Origin of the sequence: Kitasatospora sp. NPDC057738, from assembly GCF_042798815.1 — a bacterium.
GTDB lineage: Bacteria > Actinomycetota > Actinomycetes > Streptomycetales > Streptomycetaceae > Kitasatospora > Kitasatospora lactacystinica.
Genome location: NZ_JBHVJT010000097.1, coordinates 13,092 through 34,751, shown reverse-complemented (window position 1 = coordinate 34,751; position 21,660 = coordinate 13,092). Strand labels below are relative to the sequence as shown.

2 protein-coding genes are annotated in these 21,660 nt (G+C 76.1%); both read right to left on the bottom strand.

Annotation, left to right across the window (positions count from 1 at the left end; genetic code table 11):
* Positions 1-2,025: type I polyketide synthase (locus tag ACFVGO_RS35530; protein WP_380636246.1), on the bottom strand; the 2,025-nt coding region annotated here is incomplete at its 3' end.
* A gap of 36 nt (positions 2,026-2,061) precedes the next feature.
* Entirely contained in the window at positions 2,062-21,555 is a 19,494-nt protein-coding gene (locus ACFVGO_RS35525; RefSeq protein WP_380636244.1) for a type I polyketide synthase, read from the bottom strand.
* Positions 21,556-21,660: the final 105 nt, after the last annotated feature.

The window sequence follows — 21,660 nt, the reverse complement described above, 5'->3', positions numbered from 1 at the left end:
GTTCATCAACCGACCGCTCGCCGTTACTGTGGCGCACGCGTCCGCCAGCGAGAACACGCCCGCCACATGGGCGGCCGCCACCTCACCGATCGAGTGCCCGAGCAGGAACTCCGGTACCACGCCCCAGGATTCGAGCAGCCGGAACGACGCCACCTCGACCGCGAACAACCCGGCCTGCGCCCACACCGTACGGTCCAGATCCTCCACACCCTCGAAGACGACCTCCCGCACCGGTCGCCCGAGCCTCCCGTCCAGCTCCGCACAGACCAAGTCGAACGCCGACGCGAACGCGGGGAAGGCCTCGTACAGCCCCCGGCCCATGCCGACCCGCTGCGCCCCCTGACCGGTGAACAGGAACGCCGTCCGGCCCTCCGTCGCGATCCCGGTGACGACCCCGCCCGAGGGGCGGCCGTCCGCCAGCGCGGCCAGGCCGTCCAGCAGCGCCGCCCGGTCGGACCCGAGCAGCACCGCGCGGTGGGCCAGCGCGGCCCGGGAGAGCAGCGTCCCCGCCACCTCTGCCGGTGCGAACTCCGGCTCCCCGCCGAGGAATTCGGCCAGTCGACCGGCCTGCGCCGCCAGTGCCTCGGACGATCCGCCCGACACCGGCCACGGCGCCACGCCGTTCGGAGCCGGGGGCTCCTCCGCCGGAGCCCCCTCCGCCGGAGCCTCCGGCGCCGACTCCAGGATGACGTGGGCGTTGGTGCCGCTGATCCCGAAGGAGGACACCCCCGCGCGACGCGGACGGTCCGCCTCCGGCCACGGACGGGCCTCGGTCAGCAGCTCGACCGCGCCGGTCGTCCAGTCGACGTGCGGGGACGGCGCGTCCGCGTGCAGGGTGGCCGGCAGGACGCCCTGCCGCATCGCCTGCACCATCTTGATCACGCCCGCCACACCGGCCGCCGCCTGGGTGTGCCCGATGTTCGACTTGATCGAGCCCAGCCAGAGCGGCCGCCCCTCGGGGCGCTCCTGCCCGTAGGTGGCCAGCAGCGCCTGCGCCTCGATCGGGTCGCCCAGGCTGGTGCCGGTGCCGTGCGCCTCGACCGCGTCCACCTCGGCCGCCTCCAGGCGGGCGTTGGCCAGCGCCTGCCGGATCACCCGCTCCTGCGACGGGCCGTTCGGGGCGGTGAGGCCGTTGGACGCGCCGTCCTGGTTGACCGCGCTGCCGCGCACCACCGCCAGCACCTCGTGCCCGTGGCGCCGCGCGTCCGACAGCCGCTCCAGCACCAGCACGCCGACGCCCTCGCCCCAGCCCGTGCCGTCCGCGTCCGCCGCGAAGGCCTTGCAGCGGCCGTCCGCCGCCAGCCCGCCCTGCCGGTTGAAGCTGGCGTACCCGCCGGGGGTGGACATCACGGTGGCGCCGCCCGCGAGGGCCAGGTCGCACTCGCCGGAGCGCAGCGCGTGCGCCGCGAGGTGCATGGCGACCAGCGAGGACGAGCAGGCCGTGTCCACGGTGACCGCCGGGCCCTCCAGCCCGAACACGTACGAGAGCCGGCCGGACATCACGCTGGCGGTGGTGCCGGTGGCGATGTGCCCCTCCAGGCCCTCCGGGGAGGCGAGCGCGACCAGGCCGTAGTCCTGGCCGTTGGTGCCCGCGAACACCCCGGTTCGGCTGCCGCGCAGCGCGCGCGGGTTCAGGCCGGCGACCTCGAAGGCCTCCCAGGAGGCTTCCAGCAGCAGGCGCTGCTGCGGGTCCATGGCGGTGGCCTCGCGCGGGCTGATGCCGAAGAACGCCGCGTCGAACTCGTCGGCGTCGTGGAGGAAGCCGCCCTGCCGGGCGTAGTCCTCGTCCTCGTCCTCGGCCCAGCCCCGGTTGGTCGGGAAGTCGCCGACCGCGTCGGTGCGTCCGGCCACCAGCCGCCACAGCTCGGCGGGCGTCCGCACCCCGCCGGGGAAGCGGCAGCCCATGCCGACGATGGCGATCGGCTCCTGCGCGCGGTCCTCGATGGTGCGGATCCGGCGGTGCGCCTGGCGGAGCTCGCCCGTCACCCACTTCAGATGGTCGAGCAGCTTCTGGTCATCCGCCATGGATCTTCCCCTTCACGAACGGTGCCTCGACGACGATCAAGCCGGGCCCCCGAATTCCTTCCGGATGAGGTCGAGGACCTCATCGGCGCTGGCGTCGTCCAGCGCGTCGTCCGATTGCGTCTCGCCCGTGCCCGCCAGGCGGGCCAGCAGGCCCTGGAGCCGGGCGGCGACGTCCGCCCGTTCCCGCTCGTCGGCGTCGAGCCGCAGCAGCCTGGCCTCCAGCCGGTCCAGGTCCGCCACTACGTCGACCGTCCGGTCGGCCTCCTCGGGCAGCAGCAGGCTGCCGAGGTGGGCGCCGAGCGCGGTGGGCGTCGGGTGGTCGAACACCAGCGTGGCCGGCAGGTTGAGACCGGTCTCGTGGTGCAGCAGGTTGCGGAACTCCACCGCGATCAGCGAGTCGAACCCGATCGAGCGGAACGCCTGGTCCGGTGCGACGGCCTCGGCGCTGTCGCGACCGAGGACCGCGGCGGCGCGGGCGCGGACCAGGTCGAGCAGCATCCGCTGCCGCTGCGGGGCGGGCAGCGCCGCCAGTTCCCGGCGCAGCCCGGCGGAGCCGTCGAGGACGACCGCCTCGGCCGCCGACGGGACCAGCGCCGCGAACTCCGCCAGGTCGCGCATCAGCGGGTTCGGCCGCGTCCCGGCGAACCGGGGCGCGAAGGTGGGCCAGTCGATGTCCGCGACCACCAGGTTCGGCCGGTCCCCGCCGATCGCCCGGGCCAGGGCCCGGACCGCCGAACGCGGGTCCATCGCCGGGACCCCGCTGCGGCGCAGCCGGTCCGTCACGACCTGACCGGTGGCCATGCCGTCCTGCGCCCACGGGCCCCAGGCCACCGACACGCCGGGCAGGCCCCGGTCGTGCCGGTGCTCCATCCAGGCGTCCAGGAAGGCGTTCGCCGCGGCGTAGTTGCCCTGTCCGGCGCTGCCGACGGTGCCGGCCAGCGAGGAGAACGCCACGAAGAAGTCCAGGTCACCGGTGAGTTCGTCCAGGTGCACCAGGCCGGACGCCTTCGCCGCCAGGACGGTGGCGAACCGCTCCGGGGTGAGGGCGTCGAGCGTGCCGTCGTCCAGGACCCCGGCCGCGTGCACCACGCCGATCAGCGGGGCCTCGGACGGGACCTGCGCCAGCACCGCCGCCAGCGCCTCGCGGTCGGCGGCGTCGCAGGCCGCGACGGTCGCCTCGGCGCCCAGTTCGGCGAGTTCGGCGGCGAGTTCGGCGGCGCCGGGCGCCTCCGGGCCGCGGCGGCCGGTCAGCAGCAGCCGGGTGACGCCGGACTCGGCGAGCCAGCGGGCGACCACCGCGCCCAGCGCGCCGGTTCCGCCGGTGACCAGCACCGTGCCGGGGCCGGACGGCGCCCACGAGGGCTCCGCCGTACCGTCGGTGGCGTCGACCCGGACGAGGCGCCGGACGAGGGCCTCGCCCGCGCCGCGCACCGCGACCTGGTCCTCGCCCGGTGTGCCGCCCAGCACGCCGGCCAGGGTCCGGCCGGCCGCCGCGTCCACGGTCTCCGGCAGGTCGACCAGGCCGCCCCAGCGCTGCGGGTGCTCCAGCGCGGCGACCCGGCCGAGGCCCCACACCTGCGCCTGCGCCGGGTCGGCGAGCAGGTCGCCGGGGCCGGTCCGGACGGCGCCGCGGGTGAGCGTCCACAGCGGCGTCTTCAGGTTGGCGTCGCCGAGCGCCTGCACCGTCACCAGGGTGGCGGCCACGGCCGGCGACACGGCGCGGTCGGCGTCCGGGCCGTCGTGGGCGGCGGCCAGCAGCACCGCGCCGGCCACGTCGGGCACGCCCTCGACCGCGGCCAGGAGGCGGGCCGCGAGAGCGGCCCGGTCGAGGTCCGCCGGGTCCAGTACGAGGTCGACGGTGCGCGCCCCGGCGGAGCGGATCGCCGTGCGCACGCCCTCGGCCAGGTCCCGGTCGGTCCCGTCGAGGACCAGCACCAGCCAGCTCCCGTCCAGTTCGGGCTCGGCGACCGGCGCCGGGACCGGCTTCCAGGTGACCTCGTAGCGCCAGCTGTCGAGCACCGAGTCCCGGCGGCGCAGCCGGCGCCAGGAGGAGAGCGCGGGCAGGATCTCGCCGAGCACCTCGGACCGCTCGCCGAGGCGCAGCGTGCCCGCCAGTTCGGCCAGGTCCTCGCGCTCGACGGCCTCCCAGAACCGGGACTCCACGGCGTCCCCGGACGGCAGCGGCGCGGGCGCCGGGGTCGGCCAGAACCGCTCGTGGTGGAAGGCGTACGTCGGCAGGTCGACCCGTCGGCCGCGCGGCAGGACCGCCGGCCAGTCCACCTCGGCGCCGGCCGTCCAGAGCCGGGCCAGCGCGTGCAGCGCCGTCCCGGCCTCGTTCCGGTCGCGCCGCATCACGGGGGCGAACACGGCCTCGGAGACGGACTGCTGGGCCAGCGCGCAGAGCACGCCGTCCGGGCCGAGCTCCACGAAGCGGGTGACGCCCTCGCGGTGCAGGGTGTCGACGCCGTCGGCGAAGCGGACGGCTTCGCGGACCTGCCGCAGCCAGTAGTCGGGGGTGGTGAGCAGTCCGGGTTCGGCGATCCCGCCGGTCAGGTTGGAGACGACCGGGATGCGCGGCTCGGCGAAGGTCAACCCGCCGAGTACGGAGGCGAATTCGCCGAGCATCGGCGCCATCAGGGCCGAGTGGAAGGCGTGCGAGACCGTCAGACGGCTGGTCTTGCGACCCTCGGCCTTCCAGCGGGCCGCGAACTCCTCGACCACCTCGGCCGGACCCGAAACCACCAGCGCGGTCGGGCCGTTGACGGCCGCGACATCCAGCCGACCGCCGATCGCGTCGCGGACCTCGGCCTCGGTGGCCTGCACCGCCAGCATCGCCCCGCCGCTCGGCAGCGCGTCCATCAGCCGGCCGCGCGCCGCCACCAGGGCGCACGCGTCGGCGAGCGAGAACACCCCGGCGACGTGGGCGGCCGCGATCTCACCGATCGAGTGGCCGAGCAGGAACTCCGGTGCCACACCCCAGGATTCGAGCAGCCGGTACGAGGCGACCTCGACCGCGAACAGGCCGGCCTGAGCCCACACCGTACGGTCCAGATCCTCGGCGCCCTCGAACACCACATCCTTCACCGGCCGGTCCAGCAGCAGGTCGAACTCCGCGCAGACCGCGTCGAAGGCCGCCGCGAAAACCGGCTGCGCGTCGTACAACTCCCGGCCCATGCCTGCGCGCTGGGCGCCCTGGCCGGTGAACAGGAAGGCCAGGCGGCCCTCCCGCACGGTGCCGGTGACCACGTCCGCCGAGAAGGCCGCCGAGGCGAGGGCCCCGGCGCCGGAGCGCAGCGCTTCCCGGTCGGCGCCGAGCACGACGGCGCGGTGCGCCAGCCCGGCCCGTCCGGTCGCCAGCGACCAGGCCGCGTCCACCGGGTCGTGGCCGGGTTCGGCGTCCAGGTGCGCGGTGAGCCGCTGTGCCTGGGCCCGCAGCGATTCGGCGCTCTGCCCGGAGAGCAGCCAGGGCAGACCGCCCGCCGGAACGGCGGCCGGGGGCTCCACCGCTTCCGCCGACTCCACCGGGTCCGCCGGGGCGGACTCCAGGATGATGTGGGCGTTGGTGCCGCTGATGCCGAAGGAGGAGACGCCCGCCCGGCGCGGCCGGTCCAGCTCGGGCCAGGGGCGCGCCTCGGTGAGCAGTTCCACCGCGCCCGCCGACCAGTCGACCTGGGGCGACGGCTCACCGACGTGCAGGGTGGCCGGCAGCACGCCGTGCCGCAGCGCCTGCACCATCTTGATCACACCCGCCACACCGGCCGCGGCCTGGGTGTGCCCGATGTTCGACTTGATCGAGCCGAGCCAGAGCGGCTCGCCCGCACGCTCCCGGCCGTAGGTGGCCAGCAGCGCCTGGGCCTCGATCGGGTCGCCCAGCTTGGTGCCGGTGCCGTGCGCCTCGACGGCGTCCACGTCCGCGGCCGACAGCCCGGCATTGGCCAGGGCCTGGCGGATCACCCGCTGCTGGGCGGGGCCGTTCGGGGCGGTGAGGCCGTTGGAGGCGCCGTCCTGGTTGACCGCGCTGCCCCGCAGCACCGCCAGCACCCGGTGCCCGTTGCGGCGAGCGTCCGAGAGCCGCTCGACCAGCAGGACGCCGACGCCCTCGCCCCAGCCCGTACCGTCCGCGTCCGCCGCGAAGGCCTTGCAGCGGCCGTCGGCGGCCAGGCCGCCCTGGCGGTCGAACTCGCTGAACACGCCCGGCGTGGACATCACGGTGACACCGCCGGCCAGCGCCAGTTCGCACTCGCCCCGGCGCAGCGCCTGCGCCGCGAGGTGCAGGGCGACCAGCGAGGCGGAGCAGGCCGTGTCCACGGTCAGCGCCGGGCCCTCCAGCCCGAACGCGTACGCGACCCGGCCGGAGAGCACCGCCGCCGCGTTGCCGGTGGCGACGTGCCCCTCGACCTTGTCCTCGGCGGCGGCGAGCAGCGTCGGGTAATCCTGGCCGTTGGTGCCCGCGAAGACGCCCACGGACCGGCCCCGCGCGGACCGCGGGTCCATTCCGGCGGACTCGAAGGTCTCCCAGACCGTCTCCAGCAGCAGCCGCTGCTGGGGGTCCATCGCGAGGGCCTCGCGCGGCGAGATGCCGAACAGCGTGGCGTCGAACTCCGCGACGCCGTCGAGGAAGCCGCCGACGGCCGCGTACGAGCCCGACCGGTCGGCGAGGTCCCACCCGCGGTCGACGGGGAAGCCGGTCATCGCGTCCCCGTTGCCGGAGAGCAGCGCCCACAGGGCCTCCGGCGTCCGGGCGCCGCCCGGGAACCGGCAGGCCATGCCGACGATCGCGATCGGCTCGTCCTCGGCGGCGACGGACGCGGTGTCCGGCGCCGGCACCGGGTCGGCCGCACCGTACAGCTCGGCGAGCAGGAACTCGCCCAGGGCGATCGGCGTCGGGTGGTCGAAGACCAGGGTGGCCGGCAGCCGGAGGCCGGTGCGGGCACCGATCAGGTTGCGGAAGGCCACCGCGGTCAGCGAGTCGAAGCCGATGTCGCGGAAGGCCCGGCCCGGTTCGACGCTCGCGCTCGACGCGTGCCCCAGCACCGCGGCCGCGCAGCTGCGGATCAGGTCCAGCAGCGCCCGGTCGCGCTGGGCGGGGGGCAGCTCCGCGAGCCCCTGCGCCCCGGTCGCTTCCGCCCCGACGTCGTCGGCCCGGTCGGCCCGGTCGGTCCGGGCCGCTTCGGGCAGCTCGGCCAGCAGCGGGCTGGTCCTGGCCCCGGCGAAGGCGGGCAGCATCCGCGCCCAGTCGACGTCGGCGATCGCCACGAGGTCCTCGCCGTGGTCGACGGCCCTGGCCATCGCCTCCATCGCCAGTCGTGCGTCCATCGGCGTCAGTCCGGCGCGCCGGACCCGGTCGGCCACCACGTCCTCGGTGGCCATGCCCTGCTCCGCCCAGGCGCCCCAGGCGATCGAGAGTCCGGCGAGGCCGCGGTCGCGGCGCCGCTGGATCCACGCGTCCAGGAAGGCGTTCGCCGCCGCGTAGTTGCCCTGCCCGGCACTGCCCAGCGTCCCCGCCAGCGAGGAGAACACCACGAACAGGTCAAGGTCCAGCCCGGCCGTCAACTCGTCCAGGTGCAGCAGCCCGCCGACCTTGCCCGCGAAGACCGTCGCGAAACGCTCCGCCGACTGCGCGTCCAGCACGCCGTCGTCCACCACACCCGCGGTGTGCACCACACCGCTCAGCGGCAGCTCGGCGGGGATCCCCGCCAGCAGCGACGCCAGCGCGTCACGGTCCGCCACATCACAGGCAGCGACCGTCACCCGGGCACCCAGGGCCGTCAGCTCCGCCACCAACTCGCCCGCGCCCGGCGTCTCGACACCACGACGACCGGTCAGCACCAGATGCGGCACACCACGCCCGGCCAGCCAACGAGCCACCGACGCACCCAGCGCCCCCAGCCCACCGGTCACCAGCACCGTCCCGGACGGCGCCCACCCGTCGACCCGGCCGACGGACTGGGGCGCGTGCACGAACCTGCGACCGTACGCACCGGAGGAACGCACCGCCACCTGGTCCTCACCACCGCCCAGCACCGCCACCAGCCGACGACCGACCCGCTCGTCCACCACCGGCGGAAGATCGACCAACCCGCCCCACACATCCGGCAGCTCCAGCGCCGCCACCCGGCCAAGACCCCACACCTGCGCCTGCCACGGGCTCACCAACCGGTCCGCCCGGCCCACCGACACCGCACCGGACGTCACCGACCACAGCTTGGCCCGGACACCGGAGTCGGCGAGGGCATGCAGCAGGGTCAGCGTCGCTGCCACCCCGGCCGGGAGCAGCGAGCCCCCGGCATGCGGCTCGGCGTTCGGCTCGGCGTCGGTGGCGAGGAGCGAGACCACACCCGCCAGCCCGCCCCCGGCGTTCAACTCGCGCATCCGGTCGGCCAGTTCCTCCCGGCCGGCGCCGTCGACGGCCAGCGGAACGACCTCCGCACCGGCGGCCAGCAGCGCGCTCTCCACGCCCTCCACCGACGCACCCGCACCAGCACCCGCACCCGCACCCGCACCCGTCACCAGCAGCCAACGACCCGACAGCCGCCCCTCCGCCGAACCGGCCAACGGCTTCCACGTCACCCGGTACCGCCACGAGTCCACCACCGAATCCACCCGACGCCGCTGCCGCCACGAGGACAGCACCGGCAGGACGGAGCCCAACTCCTCGGGCGCCCGGTCGATGTCCAGGGCCGCGGCGAGTTCGCCGAGGTCCTGGCGCTCCACGGCCTGCCAGAAGCGCGCCTCGTCCGGGTCGGCCACGACGGCCGTTCCGGGCGCGGCCTTCGGCCAGTAGCGCTCCCGCTGGAAGGCGTAGGTCGGCAGCTCGGTCCGGCGGCCGGCGGGCAGCAGCCCGGACCAGTCGATCTCCGCCCCGGCCGTCCACAGCGTGGCGAGCGCCCGCAGTGCCGTGTCGGCGTCGTCCCGGTCCTTGCGCAGCAGCGGCGCGCAGACCGCGTCGGGGAGCATCCGGCCGGCCAGCGCGGTCAGCACGCCGTCCGGGCCGAGCTCCACGAAGCGGGTGACGCCCCGGCCGTGCAGCGCCTCGACGCCGTCGGCGAAGCGGACGGCCTCGCGGACCTGCCGCACCCAGTAGGACGGGGTGGACATCAGCCCGGGCCCGGCGAGTTCGCCGGTCAGGTCGGAGACGATCGGCAGCTGCGGCTCCGCGTAGGTCAACTCCGCCAGCACGGCGGCGAATTCTTCGAGCATCGGCTCCATCAGGGCCGAGTGGAAGGCGTGCGAGACGGTCAGCCGGCTGGTCTTGCGGCCCTCGGCCCGCCAGCGCTCGGCGAGCTCCTCGACGGCCTCCGCCGGGCCGGAGACCACCAGCGAGGTCGGGCCGTTGACGGCCGCGACGTCCAGCCGGTCGCCGATCCCGTCGCGGACCTCGGCCTCGGTGGCCTGCACCGCCAGCATCGCCCCGCCCTCGGGCAGCGCGTCCATCAGCCGGCCGCGCGCCGCCACCAGGGCGCAGGCGTCCGCCAGCGAGAACACCCCGGCGACGTGGGCGGCGGCGATCTCGCCGATCGAGTGCCCGAGGAGGAAGTCGGCCGTCACGCCCCAGGATTCGAGCAACCGGAACGAGGCGACCTCGACCGCGAACAGCCCGGCCTGCGCCCACACCGTCCGGTCCAGATCCTCGACGCCCTCGAACACCACGTCCTTCACCGGCCGGTCCAGCAGCAGGTCGAACTCCGCGCAGACCGCGTCGAAGGCCGCCGCGAACACCGGGAACCGCGCGTACAGCCCGGCCCCCATCCCGGCCCGCTGCGCGCCCTGACCGGTGAACAGGAAGGCCGTACCCCCCTGCGCCGTACCCCCCTGCGCCGTGACGCCCGAGACCACCAGGGCCGAGGGCTCGCCCGCCGCCAGCGCGGCGACACCGGAGCGCAGCTCGTCCCGGTCGCCGCCGAACACCACCGCGCGGTGGTCCAGCGCGGCCCGGGACAGCAGCCCCGCGGCCACCTCCGCCGGAGCGAACTCCGGTTCGGCCGCGAGGAATCCGGCCAGTCGCCCGGCCTGCGCCGCCAGTGCGGAGGCGGTCCGCCCCGACACCGGCCACGGCAGCACACCCTCGACGGCCACCGGCTCCTCGGCCGCCACCGCGGGCGCGGCCTCCAGGATGACGTGGGCGTTGGTGCCGCTGATGCCGAAGGAGGAGACGCCCGCGCGGCGCGGCCGGTCCAGCTCGGGCCAGGGGCGGGACTCGGTGAGCAGCTCCACCGCGCCCGCCGACCAGTCGACCTCGGAGGTCCGCTGCTCCGCGTGCAACGTCGCCGGGAGCACGCCGTGCCGCAGCGCCTGCACCATCTTGATCACACCCGCCACACCGGCCGCGGCCTGGGTGTGCCCGATGTTCGACTTGATCGCGCCGAGCCAGAGCGGCTCACCGGCCCGCTCCTGCCCGTAGGTGGCCAGCAGCGCCTGGGCCTCGATCGGGTCGCCCAGCTTGGTGCCGGTGCCGTGCGCCTCGACGGCGTCGACGTCGGCGGCCGACAGCCCGGCACTCGCCAGCGCCTGCCGGATCACCCGCTCCTGCGACGGGCCGTTCGGGGCGGTGAGGCCGTTGGACGCGCCGTCCTGGTTGACCGCGCTGCCGCGCACCACCGCCAGCACCTCGTGCCCGTGGCGCCGCGCGTCCGACAGCCGCTCCAGCACCAGCACGCCGACGCCCTCCGACCAGCCGGTGCCGTCCGCCTCGGCCGAGAAGGCCTTGCAGCGGCCGTCCGAGGCCAGGCCGCCCTGCCGGGCGAACTCGGCGAAGGCGGTGTTGGTGGACATCACGGTGACACCGCCGGCCAGCGCCAGTTCGCACTCGCCCCGGCGCAGCGCCTGCGCCGCGAGGTGCAGGGCGACCAGCGAGGCGGAGCAGGCCGTGTCCACGGTCAGCGCCGGGCCCTCCAGCCCGAACGCGTACGCGACCCGGCCGGAGAGCACCGACGCGGCGTTGCCGGTCAGCACGTGCCCCTCGACCTCCTCGTCGGAGGCGGCGAGCAGGGTGCCGTAGTCCTGGCCGTTGGTGCCGACGAAGACGCCGACGGGGGCGCCGTGGACGGACAGCGGGTCGGTGCCCGCCGATTCGAAGGCCTCCCAGGACGCCTCCAGCAGCAGCCGCTGCTGGGGGTCCATGGCGAGGGCCTCACGCGGCGAGATGCCGAACAGGCTCGCGTCGAAGTCGGTGGCGTGCCGGAGGAAGCCGCCCTCGGGCGCGTACGTCCCGGCGTCGCGGTCGAGGTCCCAGCCGCGGTCGGTCGGGAACGGGCCGACGCCGTCCGCGCCGTCGGTCAGCAGCTGCCACAGTTCGGCGGGCGTGCCGACGTCGCCGGGGAAGCGGCAGCTCATGCCGACGATCACGATCGGCTCGTCGGTCCCGGCCGGTGCGGGCGCCATCGCCTCGGTCAGCACGGCCCGGTCACCGAGCATCAGGCCGAGCAGGTGATCGGCGAGCCGGGTGGGCGTCGGGTGGTCGAACACGAGCGTCGTCGGCAGCCGCAGCGCGGTCTCGGCGCCGAGCCGGTTGCGCAGTTCGACGGCGGTCAGCGAGTCGAAGCCCAGCTCCCGGAAGGCCCGGGCGGGCGCCACCGCGTCGACCGAGGCGTGGCCGAGCACGGACGCGGCCTGGGCCCGGACGAGGTCGAGCAGCAGCTGGCGGCGCCGGCCGGCCGGCGCCGAGGCCAGCTCGGAGCCCATCGGCACGGGGGCCTCCGCCCCGGTGGGCGCGGGCCGCGCCGCGGCTTCCGGCAGGTCCGCGAGCAGGGTGCTCGGACGGGAGCCGGTGAAGCCGCCGAGGAACTGCGGCCAGTCGATGTCGGCGACGCTGACCTCGGTCTCGTCGTGGTCGACGGCCCTGGCCAGGGCCTGGATCGCGAGTTCCGGGTCCATCGGCAGCACGCCGCCGCGCCGCAGCCGCTCGACGACCACCTCGCCGGTGGCGAGGCCGTCCTGCGCCCAGGCGCCCCAGGCGATCGAGAGTCCGGCGAGGCCGCGGTCGCGGCGCCGCTGGATCCACGCGTCCAGGAAGGCGTTCGCCGCCGCGTAGTTGCCCTGCCCGGCACTGCCCAGCGTGCCCGCCAGCGAGGAGAACACCACGAACAGGTCAAGGTCCAGCCCGGCCGTCAACTCGTCCAGGTGCAGCAGCCCGCCGACCTTGCCCGCGAAGACCGTCGCGAAACGCTCCGCCGACTGCGCGTCCAGCATTCCGTCGTCCACCACACCCGCGGTGTGCACCACACCGCTCAGCGGCAGCTCGGCCGGAATCCCCGCCAGCAGGGACACCACCGCGTCACGGTCCGCCACATCACAGGCAGCGACCGTCACCCGGGCACCCAGGGCCGTCAGTTCGGCCGCCAGCTCGCCCGCGCCCGGCGTCTCGACACCACGACGACCGGTCAGCACCAGATGCGGCACACCGCGCCCGGCCAGCCAACGAGCCACCGACGCACCCAGCGCCCCCAGCCCACCGGTCACCAGCACCGTCCCGGACGGCGTCCACGCACCGGCCCGGCCGGTCGGCTGGACGGCCCGGACGAACCTGCGGCCGTAGACGCCCGAGGAGCGCACCGCCACCTGGTCCTCACCACCGCCCAGCACCGCCACCAGCCGACGACCGACCCGCTCGTCCACCACCGGCGGAAGGTCGACCAACCCGCCCCACACATCCGGCAGCTCCAGCGCCGCCACCCGGCCAAGACCCCACACCTGCGCCTGCCACGGACTCACCAACCGGTCCGCCCGGCCCACCGACACCGCACCGGACGTCACCGACCACAGCTTGGCGCGCACGCCCGCGTCACCGAGCGCCCGCAACAGCGCCAGGGTGGCCGGCGCACCGGTCGACACCGGGGTGCCCTCGTCCTGCGGCTCCTCGACGGCGAGCAGCGAGACCACTCCCACGAACTCGCCACCGGCGTTCAACTCGCCAATCCGGTCGGCCAGTTCCTCCCGGCCGGAGCCGTCGACGGCCAGCGGAACGACCTCCGCACCGGCGGCCAGCAGCGCGCTCTCCACGCCCTCCACCGACACACCAGCACCCGCACCCGCACCCGTCACCAGCAGCCAACGACCGGACAGCCGCCCCTCCGCCGAACCGGCCAACGGCTTCCACGTCACCCGGTACCGCCACGAGTCCACCACCGAATCCACCCGACGCCGCTGCCGCCACGAGGACAGCACCGGCAGCAGCGAGCGCAGCGCGCCGTCCTCGTCCAGCTCCAGGGACTCCGACAGCTCGGCCAGGTCCCCGCGCTCGACGGCGTCCCAGAACCGGGCCTCGGTCGGGTCGCCCTCGGCCGCCGGGGCGGCCGCCTCCAGCCAGTAGTGCTCGCGCTGGAAGGCGTAGGTCGGCAGCTCGATCCGGCGGCCGGCGGGCAGCAGCGTGGTGAAGTCGACGGCCACGCCGGCGGTCCAGGCCTCCGCCAGCGCCAGCAGCAGCTGCTCGGGGCCGCCCTGGCCGCGCCGCAGCGTGCCCAGCACGGCCGCCTCGGCCTCGACCGCGTCGGCGGTCTCCTGCACGCCGACCGTCAGCACCGGGTGCGGGCTGCACTCCACGAACACCGACCGGCCACCGGCCAGCAGCGCCCGCGTCGCTTCCTCGAAGCGCACCGGGGAACGCAGGTTGTCGAACCAGTACTCCGCGCCCATCCGGGCGGTGTCGATCGGGGTGCCGGTCAGGGTGGAGTAGAGCGGCACGGTGGAGGTCACCGGGGCGACCTCGGCCAGGTCGTCCAGGATGCGCCCGCGCAGCCGGTCGACCTGGGCGGAGTGCGAGGCGTAGTCCACCGGGATCCGGCGGGCCCGCACCTCCCGCTCCTCGCAGAGCGCCATCAGCCCGTCCAGCGCCTCCGGCTCGCCCGACACCACCGTCGACGACGGCCCGTTGAACGCGGCCACCGAGATCCGGCCGTCGAAGCCCGCGATCAGCTCCTCGACCACCGCACTGCCCGCCGCGACGGACACCATCCCGCCGCCACCGGCCAGTTCGACGATGGCCCGGCTGCGCAGCGCGACCACCCGGGCGCCGTCCTCGACGGACAGCGCACCCGCGACCACCGCGGCGGCGATCTCGCCCTGCGAGTGACCGATCACGGCCGACGGCTCCACACCGTGCGCCCGCCACACCTCCGCCAGCGACACCATCACGGCCCACAGCACCGGCTGGACCACGTCCACCCGGTCCAGCTCCGCGCCCGAACGCAGCACCTCGGTCAGCGACCAGTCCGTGAACGGCGCCAACGCCGCCTCACACTGCGCCAGCCGGGAAGCGAACACCGGTGAGGCCTCGGCGAGTTCCCACGCCATACCGACCCACTGCGAACCCTGCCCCGGGAACACGAACACCACATCACCCGGGACGACCCGACCCCGGACCACACCCTCGCCACCGAGCACCGCGAGCCCGTCCAGCAGCGCCTCCCGCTCCGCACCCAGCACCACCGCACGGTGCTCCAGACCCGCCCGCGACAGCAGCGCGGACGCCACATCCGCCACCGACGACTCCGGACGCCCCAGCACGAACTCCCGCAGCCGCTCCGCCTGCGCACCCAGCGCCGCCGGCGTCCGGCCCGACAGCAGCCACGGCACCGGGCCCGCGCCCGGAACGGCGGGCTCCGCCGGACGCGGCTCGGACACGGATTCGAGGATCACATGGGCGTTGGTGCCGCTGATCCCGAAGGAGGAAATACCCGCGCGGCGCGGCCGGTCCGCCTCGGGCCACGGCCGGGCCTCGGTGAGCAGCTCCACCGCACCGGCCGACCAGTCCACGTGCGGGGACGGCGCGTCCACGTGCAGGGTCGCCGGCAGTACCTCGTGCCGCATCGCCAGCACCATCTTGATCACACCCGCCACACCGGCCGCGGCCTGGGTGTGCCCGATGTTCGACTTGATCGAGCCCAGCCACAGCGGCCGGTCCGCGAACCGGTCCTGACCGTAGGTGGCCAGCAGCGCCTGGGCCTCGATCGGGTCGCCCAGCTTGGTGCCCGTGCCGTGCGCCTCCACCGCGTCGACCTCGGCGGCCGCGACTCCGGCGTTGGCCAGCGCCTGCCGGATCACCCGCTCCTGCGACGGGCCGTTCGGCGCCGTCAGACCGTTCGACGCACCGTCCTGGTTGACGGCGGTGCCCCGCACCACCGCCAGCACCCGGTGCCCGTTGCGGCGCGCGTCGGAGAGCCGCTCCAGCACCAGCAGGCCCACGCCCTCCGACCAGCCGCTGCCGTCGGCGGCGGCCGAGAAGGCCTTGCAGCGCCCGTCGGCGGCCAGCCCGCCCTGGCGGCTGAACTCGGTGAACACCGAGGGCGTGGCGAGCACGGTGACACCGCCGGCCAGCGCCAGGTCGCAGTCTCCGGAGCGCAGCGCCTGGGCCGCCTGGTGCATGGCGACCAGGGAGGAGGAGCACGCGGTGTCCACGGTGACCGCCGGGCCCTCCAGACCGAAGGTGTAGGAGACCCGGCCGGAGGCGACGCTGCCCGCGTTGCCGGTGCCGAGGAAGCCCTGGACCTCGTCCGGGACGGCTCCGCCGCCGGTCGCGTAGTCGTGGTACATGAGTCCGGCGTAGACACCGGTCCGGCTGCCGCGCAGCGCGGTCGGGTCCAGGCCGGCGCTCTCGAAGGCCTCCCAGGAGGCCTCCAGCAGCAGCCGCTGCTGCGGGTCCATCGCCAGCGCCTCGCGCGGGGAGATCCCGAACAGGCCGGCGTCGAACCGGGCGGCGTCGTGCAGGAAGCCGCCCTCGAAGACGGTCGCGGCGCCCGCGCTCTCGCCGGCGTACACGGCGCCGACGTCCCAGCCGCGGTCGGTCGGGAAGGCGGTGATGCCGTCCCCGCCGGAGGCCAGCAGCTCCCACAGCCGGTCCGGGTCGGTGACGCCGCCGGGGTAGCGGCAGCTCATGCCGACGATCGCGATCGGCTCGTCCGGGGCGGCGGTCGTGGCGGCGGGCGCGGTGGCGGCCGGGGCGGCCGGGCGCCGGCCGAGCAGCTCGGCGCGGACGAACTCGGCCAGCACGGCCGGGGTCGGGTGGTCGAACACCAGGGTGGCGGGCAGCCGCAGCCCGGTGACCTCCTGGAGCCGGTTGCGCAGCCGGACCGCGAGCAGCGAGTCGAAGCCGAGGTCCTTGAAGGCCCGGCCGGGCTCGACGGCGGCCGCGCTCGCGTGGCCGAGGACGGCGGCGACCTCGGTGGCGAGCAGTTCCCCGACCGTCCGGGCCTGCTCGGCCTCGGTGAGCCCGGTCAGCCGGTGCGCGAGCGAGCCGGTGGCGGTCTCGGCGGCGGCGGCGCGCCGCGGGGCCGGGCGGACCAGTGCGCGCAGCAGCGGCGGCACCTCGCCGTCCGGGCCGACGGCCGAGCGCAGCCGGATCGGCAGCAGGTGCGGGCGGGCGGAGCCGACGGCCGCGTCGAACAGGGCGAGTCCGTCGGCGTCGCCGAGCGACTCCGCGGTGCGGGAGGCCCGGGCGACCTGCTCGGTGGAGAGGTGGCCGGTCATCCCGCTGGCGCCGGCCCACAGGCCCCAGCCGAGCGAGACCGCCGCGAGGCCCGCGGCGGCGCGGCGGGCGGCCAGCGCGTCCAGGGCCGCGTTCGCCGCCGCGTAGGCCGCCTGGCCCTCCGGGCCGAAGGTGCCGGCGGCGGAGGAGAACAGGACGAACAGGCCGAGTTCGCGGTCGGCGGTCAGCTCGTGCAGGTTGAGCGCCGCGTCCACCTTGGGTCGCAGCACGCCGGCCAGCCGGGCGTCGTCGTACGAGCCGACGGTGCCGTCGTCGATCACGCCGGCGGCGTGGACGATGCCCGTGACCGGGTGTTCGGCCAGCACGGCGGCGAGCGCGTCGCGGTCGGCGGCGTCGCAGGCGACGACCGTCGCGTCGGCGCCCAGTGCCCGCAGCTCGTCGACCAGTTCGGCGGCGCCGGGGGCGTCGGCGCCCCGACGGCCGAGCAGCACCAGCCGGCGCACCCCGTGCCGGGCGGCCAGGTGTCGGGCGACCAGGCCGCCCAGGGTGCCGGTGCCGCCGGTGATCAGCACCGACTCGGGCAGCGCGGGCGTGTCCGCGGCCGGGGTGCGGACCAGGCGCGGGAGCAGCACGGTGCCGTCGCGCAGCGCGGTGCGGGGCTCGGTGTCCACGGCGGACGGCCAGGGGCCGCCGTCCCCGGCCGGGTCGCGGTCGACCAGGACGAAGCTGCCGGGGTGCTCGGCCTGGGCCGAGGCGACCAGGCCGTGCACGGCGGCGCCCGCGAGGTCGGCGTCCGTGCCGACGGCGCCGCGGGTGAGCAGCACCAGCCGGGAGGCGCCGAGCCGTTCCTCGGCGAGCCAGTCGCGCAGCAGGCCGAGGACGGCGGAGGTGGTGGCCAGCACGGCCCGCGCGTCGTCGCCGGACGGGACCGGCAGGACGACGACGGCCGGGGTGGGCGCGCCCGCGTCGAGGGCGGCGGTCAGCGCGGCGAGGTCCGGGTGGCGGACGGCCCGCGGCAGTCCGGCGTCGTCGGCGCCGAGCACCGCCCAGCCGGTGGTGTCGGGGCTCGCGGTCGGGTCGGTCGCGGGCACCCAGTCCAGGGCGAACAGGGCGTCGTGGACGCCGCGCGCGGCGCCGCCGTCCAGGGCTTCGGGGGTGATCTCCCGGGCGGCCAGCGCGTCGACGGTGAACACGGGTGCGCCGGTGGGGTCGGCGGCCCGCACGGTGGTTCCGCCGGGGCCGCGGGTCAGGGCGACCCGCAGCACGGTGGCGCCGACGGCCTGGAGCGAGACGCCGGTCCAGGCGAAGGGCAGCCTGGTTCCGGCCTCGGCGTCGAGGGCGGCGGCGTGCAGGGCGGCGTCCAGCAGTGCGGGGTGCACGCCGTAGCCGTCGGCCTGGACGTCCTGGGGCAGGGCGACCTCGGCGTAGACGGTGCTGCCGTCGCGCCAGGCGGCGCGCAGGCCCTGGAAGGCGGGGCCGTAGCCGTAGCCGGCCTCGGTGAGCGTCTGGTAGAAGCCGGCCAGGTCGACGGGCCGGGCGCCGTGGGGCGGCCACTGGGCGTGGTCGAAGCCGGCGGCGGGCGCGTGCGCGCCGAGCAGACCGGTGGCGTGGCAGGTCCACGGCGCGTCCTCGCCGGACCGGGAGGAGACCTCCACGGTGCGGTCGCCCGCGCCGTCCGCCGGGCCGACGGCGACCTGGACGGCCACCGCGTCGGCCGCGGTCAGCACCAGCGGGGCCTGGAGCACCAGTTCCCGCAGCAGGGCGCTGCCGGCCTGTTCGCCGGCCCGCAGGGCCATCTCCACGAAGGCCGCGCCGGGCACCAGGGGGCGGCCGAGCACGGTGTGGTCGGCCAGCCACGGGTGGCCGGTCGTGGACAGCCGTCCGGTCAGGACGACGCCGTCGTGGGCGAGCGGGACGGCGGCCCGCAGCAGCGGGTGGCTGGCCGTCACCTGGCCGACGGCGGCGGCGTCGTGCGCCGCGAGGGGCTTGGGCCAGTAGTACTCGCGCTGGAAGGCGTAGCCGGGCAGGGCGACGCGGCGGGCGGGCGGCAGCACTCCGGCGGCGTCCACCGGCACGCCGGCCGTCCAGAGTTCGGCGAGGACGGTCAGGAAGCGCTCGGCTCCGCCGTCGTCGCGCCGCAGGGTGCCGACCGCGGTGAGCGCGGTGCCGGCGTCCTCGGCGGTCTCCTGGAGGGCGACCGAGACCACGGGGTGGGGGCTGCACTCGACGAACACCGAGCGGCCGTCGGCGAGCAGGGCGCGGGTGGCCTGCTCGAACAGGACGGTGGAGCGCAGGTTGTCGTACCAGTACCCGGCGTCCATCCGCGCGGTGTCGATCGGCTCGCCCGTCAGCGTCGAGTAGAGCGGCACCGTGGAGGTGGTCGGGCTGATCCCGGCCAGCTCCGTCAGGACCCGCTCGCGGACCCGCTCCACCTGGGCGGAGTGCGAGGCGTAGTCCACCGGGATCCGGCGGGCCCGCACCTCCCGCTCCTCGCAGAGCGCCATCAGCCCGTCCAGCGCGCCCGGCTCGCCCGAGACCACCGTCGACGACGGCCCGTTGAACGCGGCCACCGAGATCCGGCCGTCGAAGGCGGCGATCAGTTCCTCGACCACCGCGCTGCCCGCGGCGACGGACACCATCCCGCCGTCACCGGCCAGTTCGATCAGCGCCCGGCTGCGCAGCGCGACCACCTTGGCACCGTCCTCGACGGACAGCGCACCCGCGACCACGGCCGCGGCGATCTCGCCCTGCGAGTGGCCGATCACGGCCGACGGCTCCACACCGTGCGCCCGCCAGACCTCGGCCAGCGACACCATCACGGCCCACAGCACCGGCTGGACCACGTCCACCCGGGACAGGTCCGCACCCTCGCGCAGCACCTCGGTCAGCGACCAGTCCGTGTACGGCGCCAGCGCCGCCTCGCACGCGGCCAGCCGGGAAGCGAACACCGGTGACCAGTCGGCGAGTTCCCGCGCCATGCCGACCCACTGGGAGCCCTGGCCCGGGAAGACGAAGGCCACCGAACGGCCGTCGCGCTCCTCGGCGACTCCGGTGACCACCCCGGCCCGGGCCGTGCCCTCGGCGAGTGCCGCCAGCCCGTCCAGCAGGTCGGTCCGGTCGGCGCCGAGCAGCACCGCGCGGTGCTCCAGGTCGGCGCGGGACAGCAGTGCCCGGCCGATCTCCGCCGGGGTGAGCTCGCCGTGTCCGGCCGCGAACTCGCGCAGCCGCGCGGCCTGCGCCGCCAGTGCGGCCCGGGTGCGGGCCGACAGGAACCACGGGAGGACTCCGGAGCCGTTCTCCGGGGCCGCGGCGGTCCCGGTGACGACCGGGGCGGCCTCCAGGATGACGTGGGCGTTGGTGCCGCTCATGCCGAAGGAGGACACGCCCGCGCGGCGCGGCCGGTCCACGGCCGGCCAGGGGCGCGCCTCGGCCAGCAGTTCCACGGCGCCCGCCGCCCAGTCCACGTGACCGCTCGGCGCGGCGACGTGCAGGGTGGCCGGGAGCGTCCCGTGCCGCATCGCCTGCACCATCTTGATGACGCCCGCGACGCCGGCGGCGGCCTGGGTGTGGCCGATGTTGGACTTGATCGAGCCGAGCCAGAGCGGCTCGCCGCCGCGGTCCCGGCCGTAGGTGGCCAGCAGCGCCTGGGCCTCGATCGGGTCGCCGAGCCGGGTGCCGGTGCCGTGCGCCTCGACGGCGTCCACGTCCGAGACGGTCAGCCCCGCGTTGGCCAGCGCCTGGCGGATCACCCGCTCCTGCGAGGGCCCGTTGGGGGCGGTGAGGCCGTTGGAGGCGCCGTCCTGGTTGATCGCGCTGCCGCGCACCACGGCGAGCACCTGGTGGCCGTTGCGGCGCGCGTCGGAGAGCCGCTCCAGCACCAGCACGCCCACGCCCTCGGACCAGCCGGTGCCGTCCGCCTCGGCGGAGAACGGCTTGCAGCGGCCGTCCGCGGCGACGCCGCCCTGCCGGCTGAACTCGGCGAAGATCTCCGGTCCGGCCAGCACCGTGACACCGCCGGCCAGCGCCATCGCGCACTCGCCGCCGCGCAGCGCCTGGGCCGCGAGGTGCAGGGCCACCAGCGAGGAGGAGCAGGCGGTGTCCACCGTGAGGGCGGGGCCCTCCAGGCCGAAGGTGTACGACACCCGGCCGGAGATCACGCTGTTCGAGGTGCCGGCGAGGACGTGCCCCTCGGCGGTGGTGGAGAGGTCGGTGCCGATCCCGTAGTACGACGTGCCGGCGCCGAGGAAGACGCCCACCTGCTCGCCGCGCACCGCGGTCGGGTCGATGCCGGCGTCCTCGAAGGCCTCCCAGGCGGCCTCCAGCGAGAGCCGCTGCTGCGGGTCCATCGCCAGCGCCTCGCGCGGGGAGATCCCGAACAGGGTGGCGTCGAAGCCGGTGGCGTCGGCGAGGAAGCCGCCGCGCAGCGCGTACGGCGCGTCCGCGACCTCGGCCTCCCAGCCGCGGTCGGCGGGGAAGTCGGTCATGCCGTCGCCGCCCTCGGCGAGCAGCCGCCACAGCCGCTCCGGGCTGTCGGCGCCGCCGGGCAGGCGGCAGCTCATCCCGACGATCACGACCGGGTCCTGGTCGGTGGCCGTCGCGGCGGCCCGGACGGGCGCGGGCAGGTCACGGCCGCCGAGCAGTTCGCCGAGCAGGTACTCGGCGAGCGCGGCCGGGCTCGGGTGGTCGAAGACCAGGGTGGCGGGCAGCCGCAGGCCGGTGGCGGCCTGCATCCGGTTGCGCAGTTCCACCGAGGTCAGCGAGTCGAAGCCGGCCTCCTTGAAGGCGCGGCCGGCCGCGACGGCGTCCGGGGAGGCGTGGCCGAGCACTAGGGCGGTCTGCTCCCGGACCAGGTCGACCAGCAGCGGGAGCCGGCCGTCCGGCCGCACCCCGGCGAGCCGCTGGGTGAGGCTCGCGGCGGTCGGGGCGTCGCTGGCCCGGCGCAGCGCGGCGCCGGCCAGCGAGCGCAGCACCGGCGGCGGTCCCGCCGGGTCGTTGCGCAGCGCGGTCACGTCGAGGTTGGAGGTGACCAGGTGCGCGCGGGGCACGGTGCCGGCGACGTCGAACAGGGCCATGCCCTGCGCGGTGGTCAGCGGGGCGGGGGAACCCGGCACCCCAGGAAAAGCCGGATCCGGTGGGGGGGCGGGGGTGGCGTTGGGACTGTCCCCCCAGCCCCCCCACCATACAACACCCGCCCAGAACCCGGGCACACATTCGGC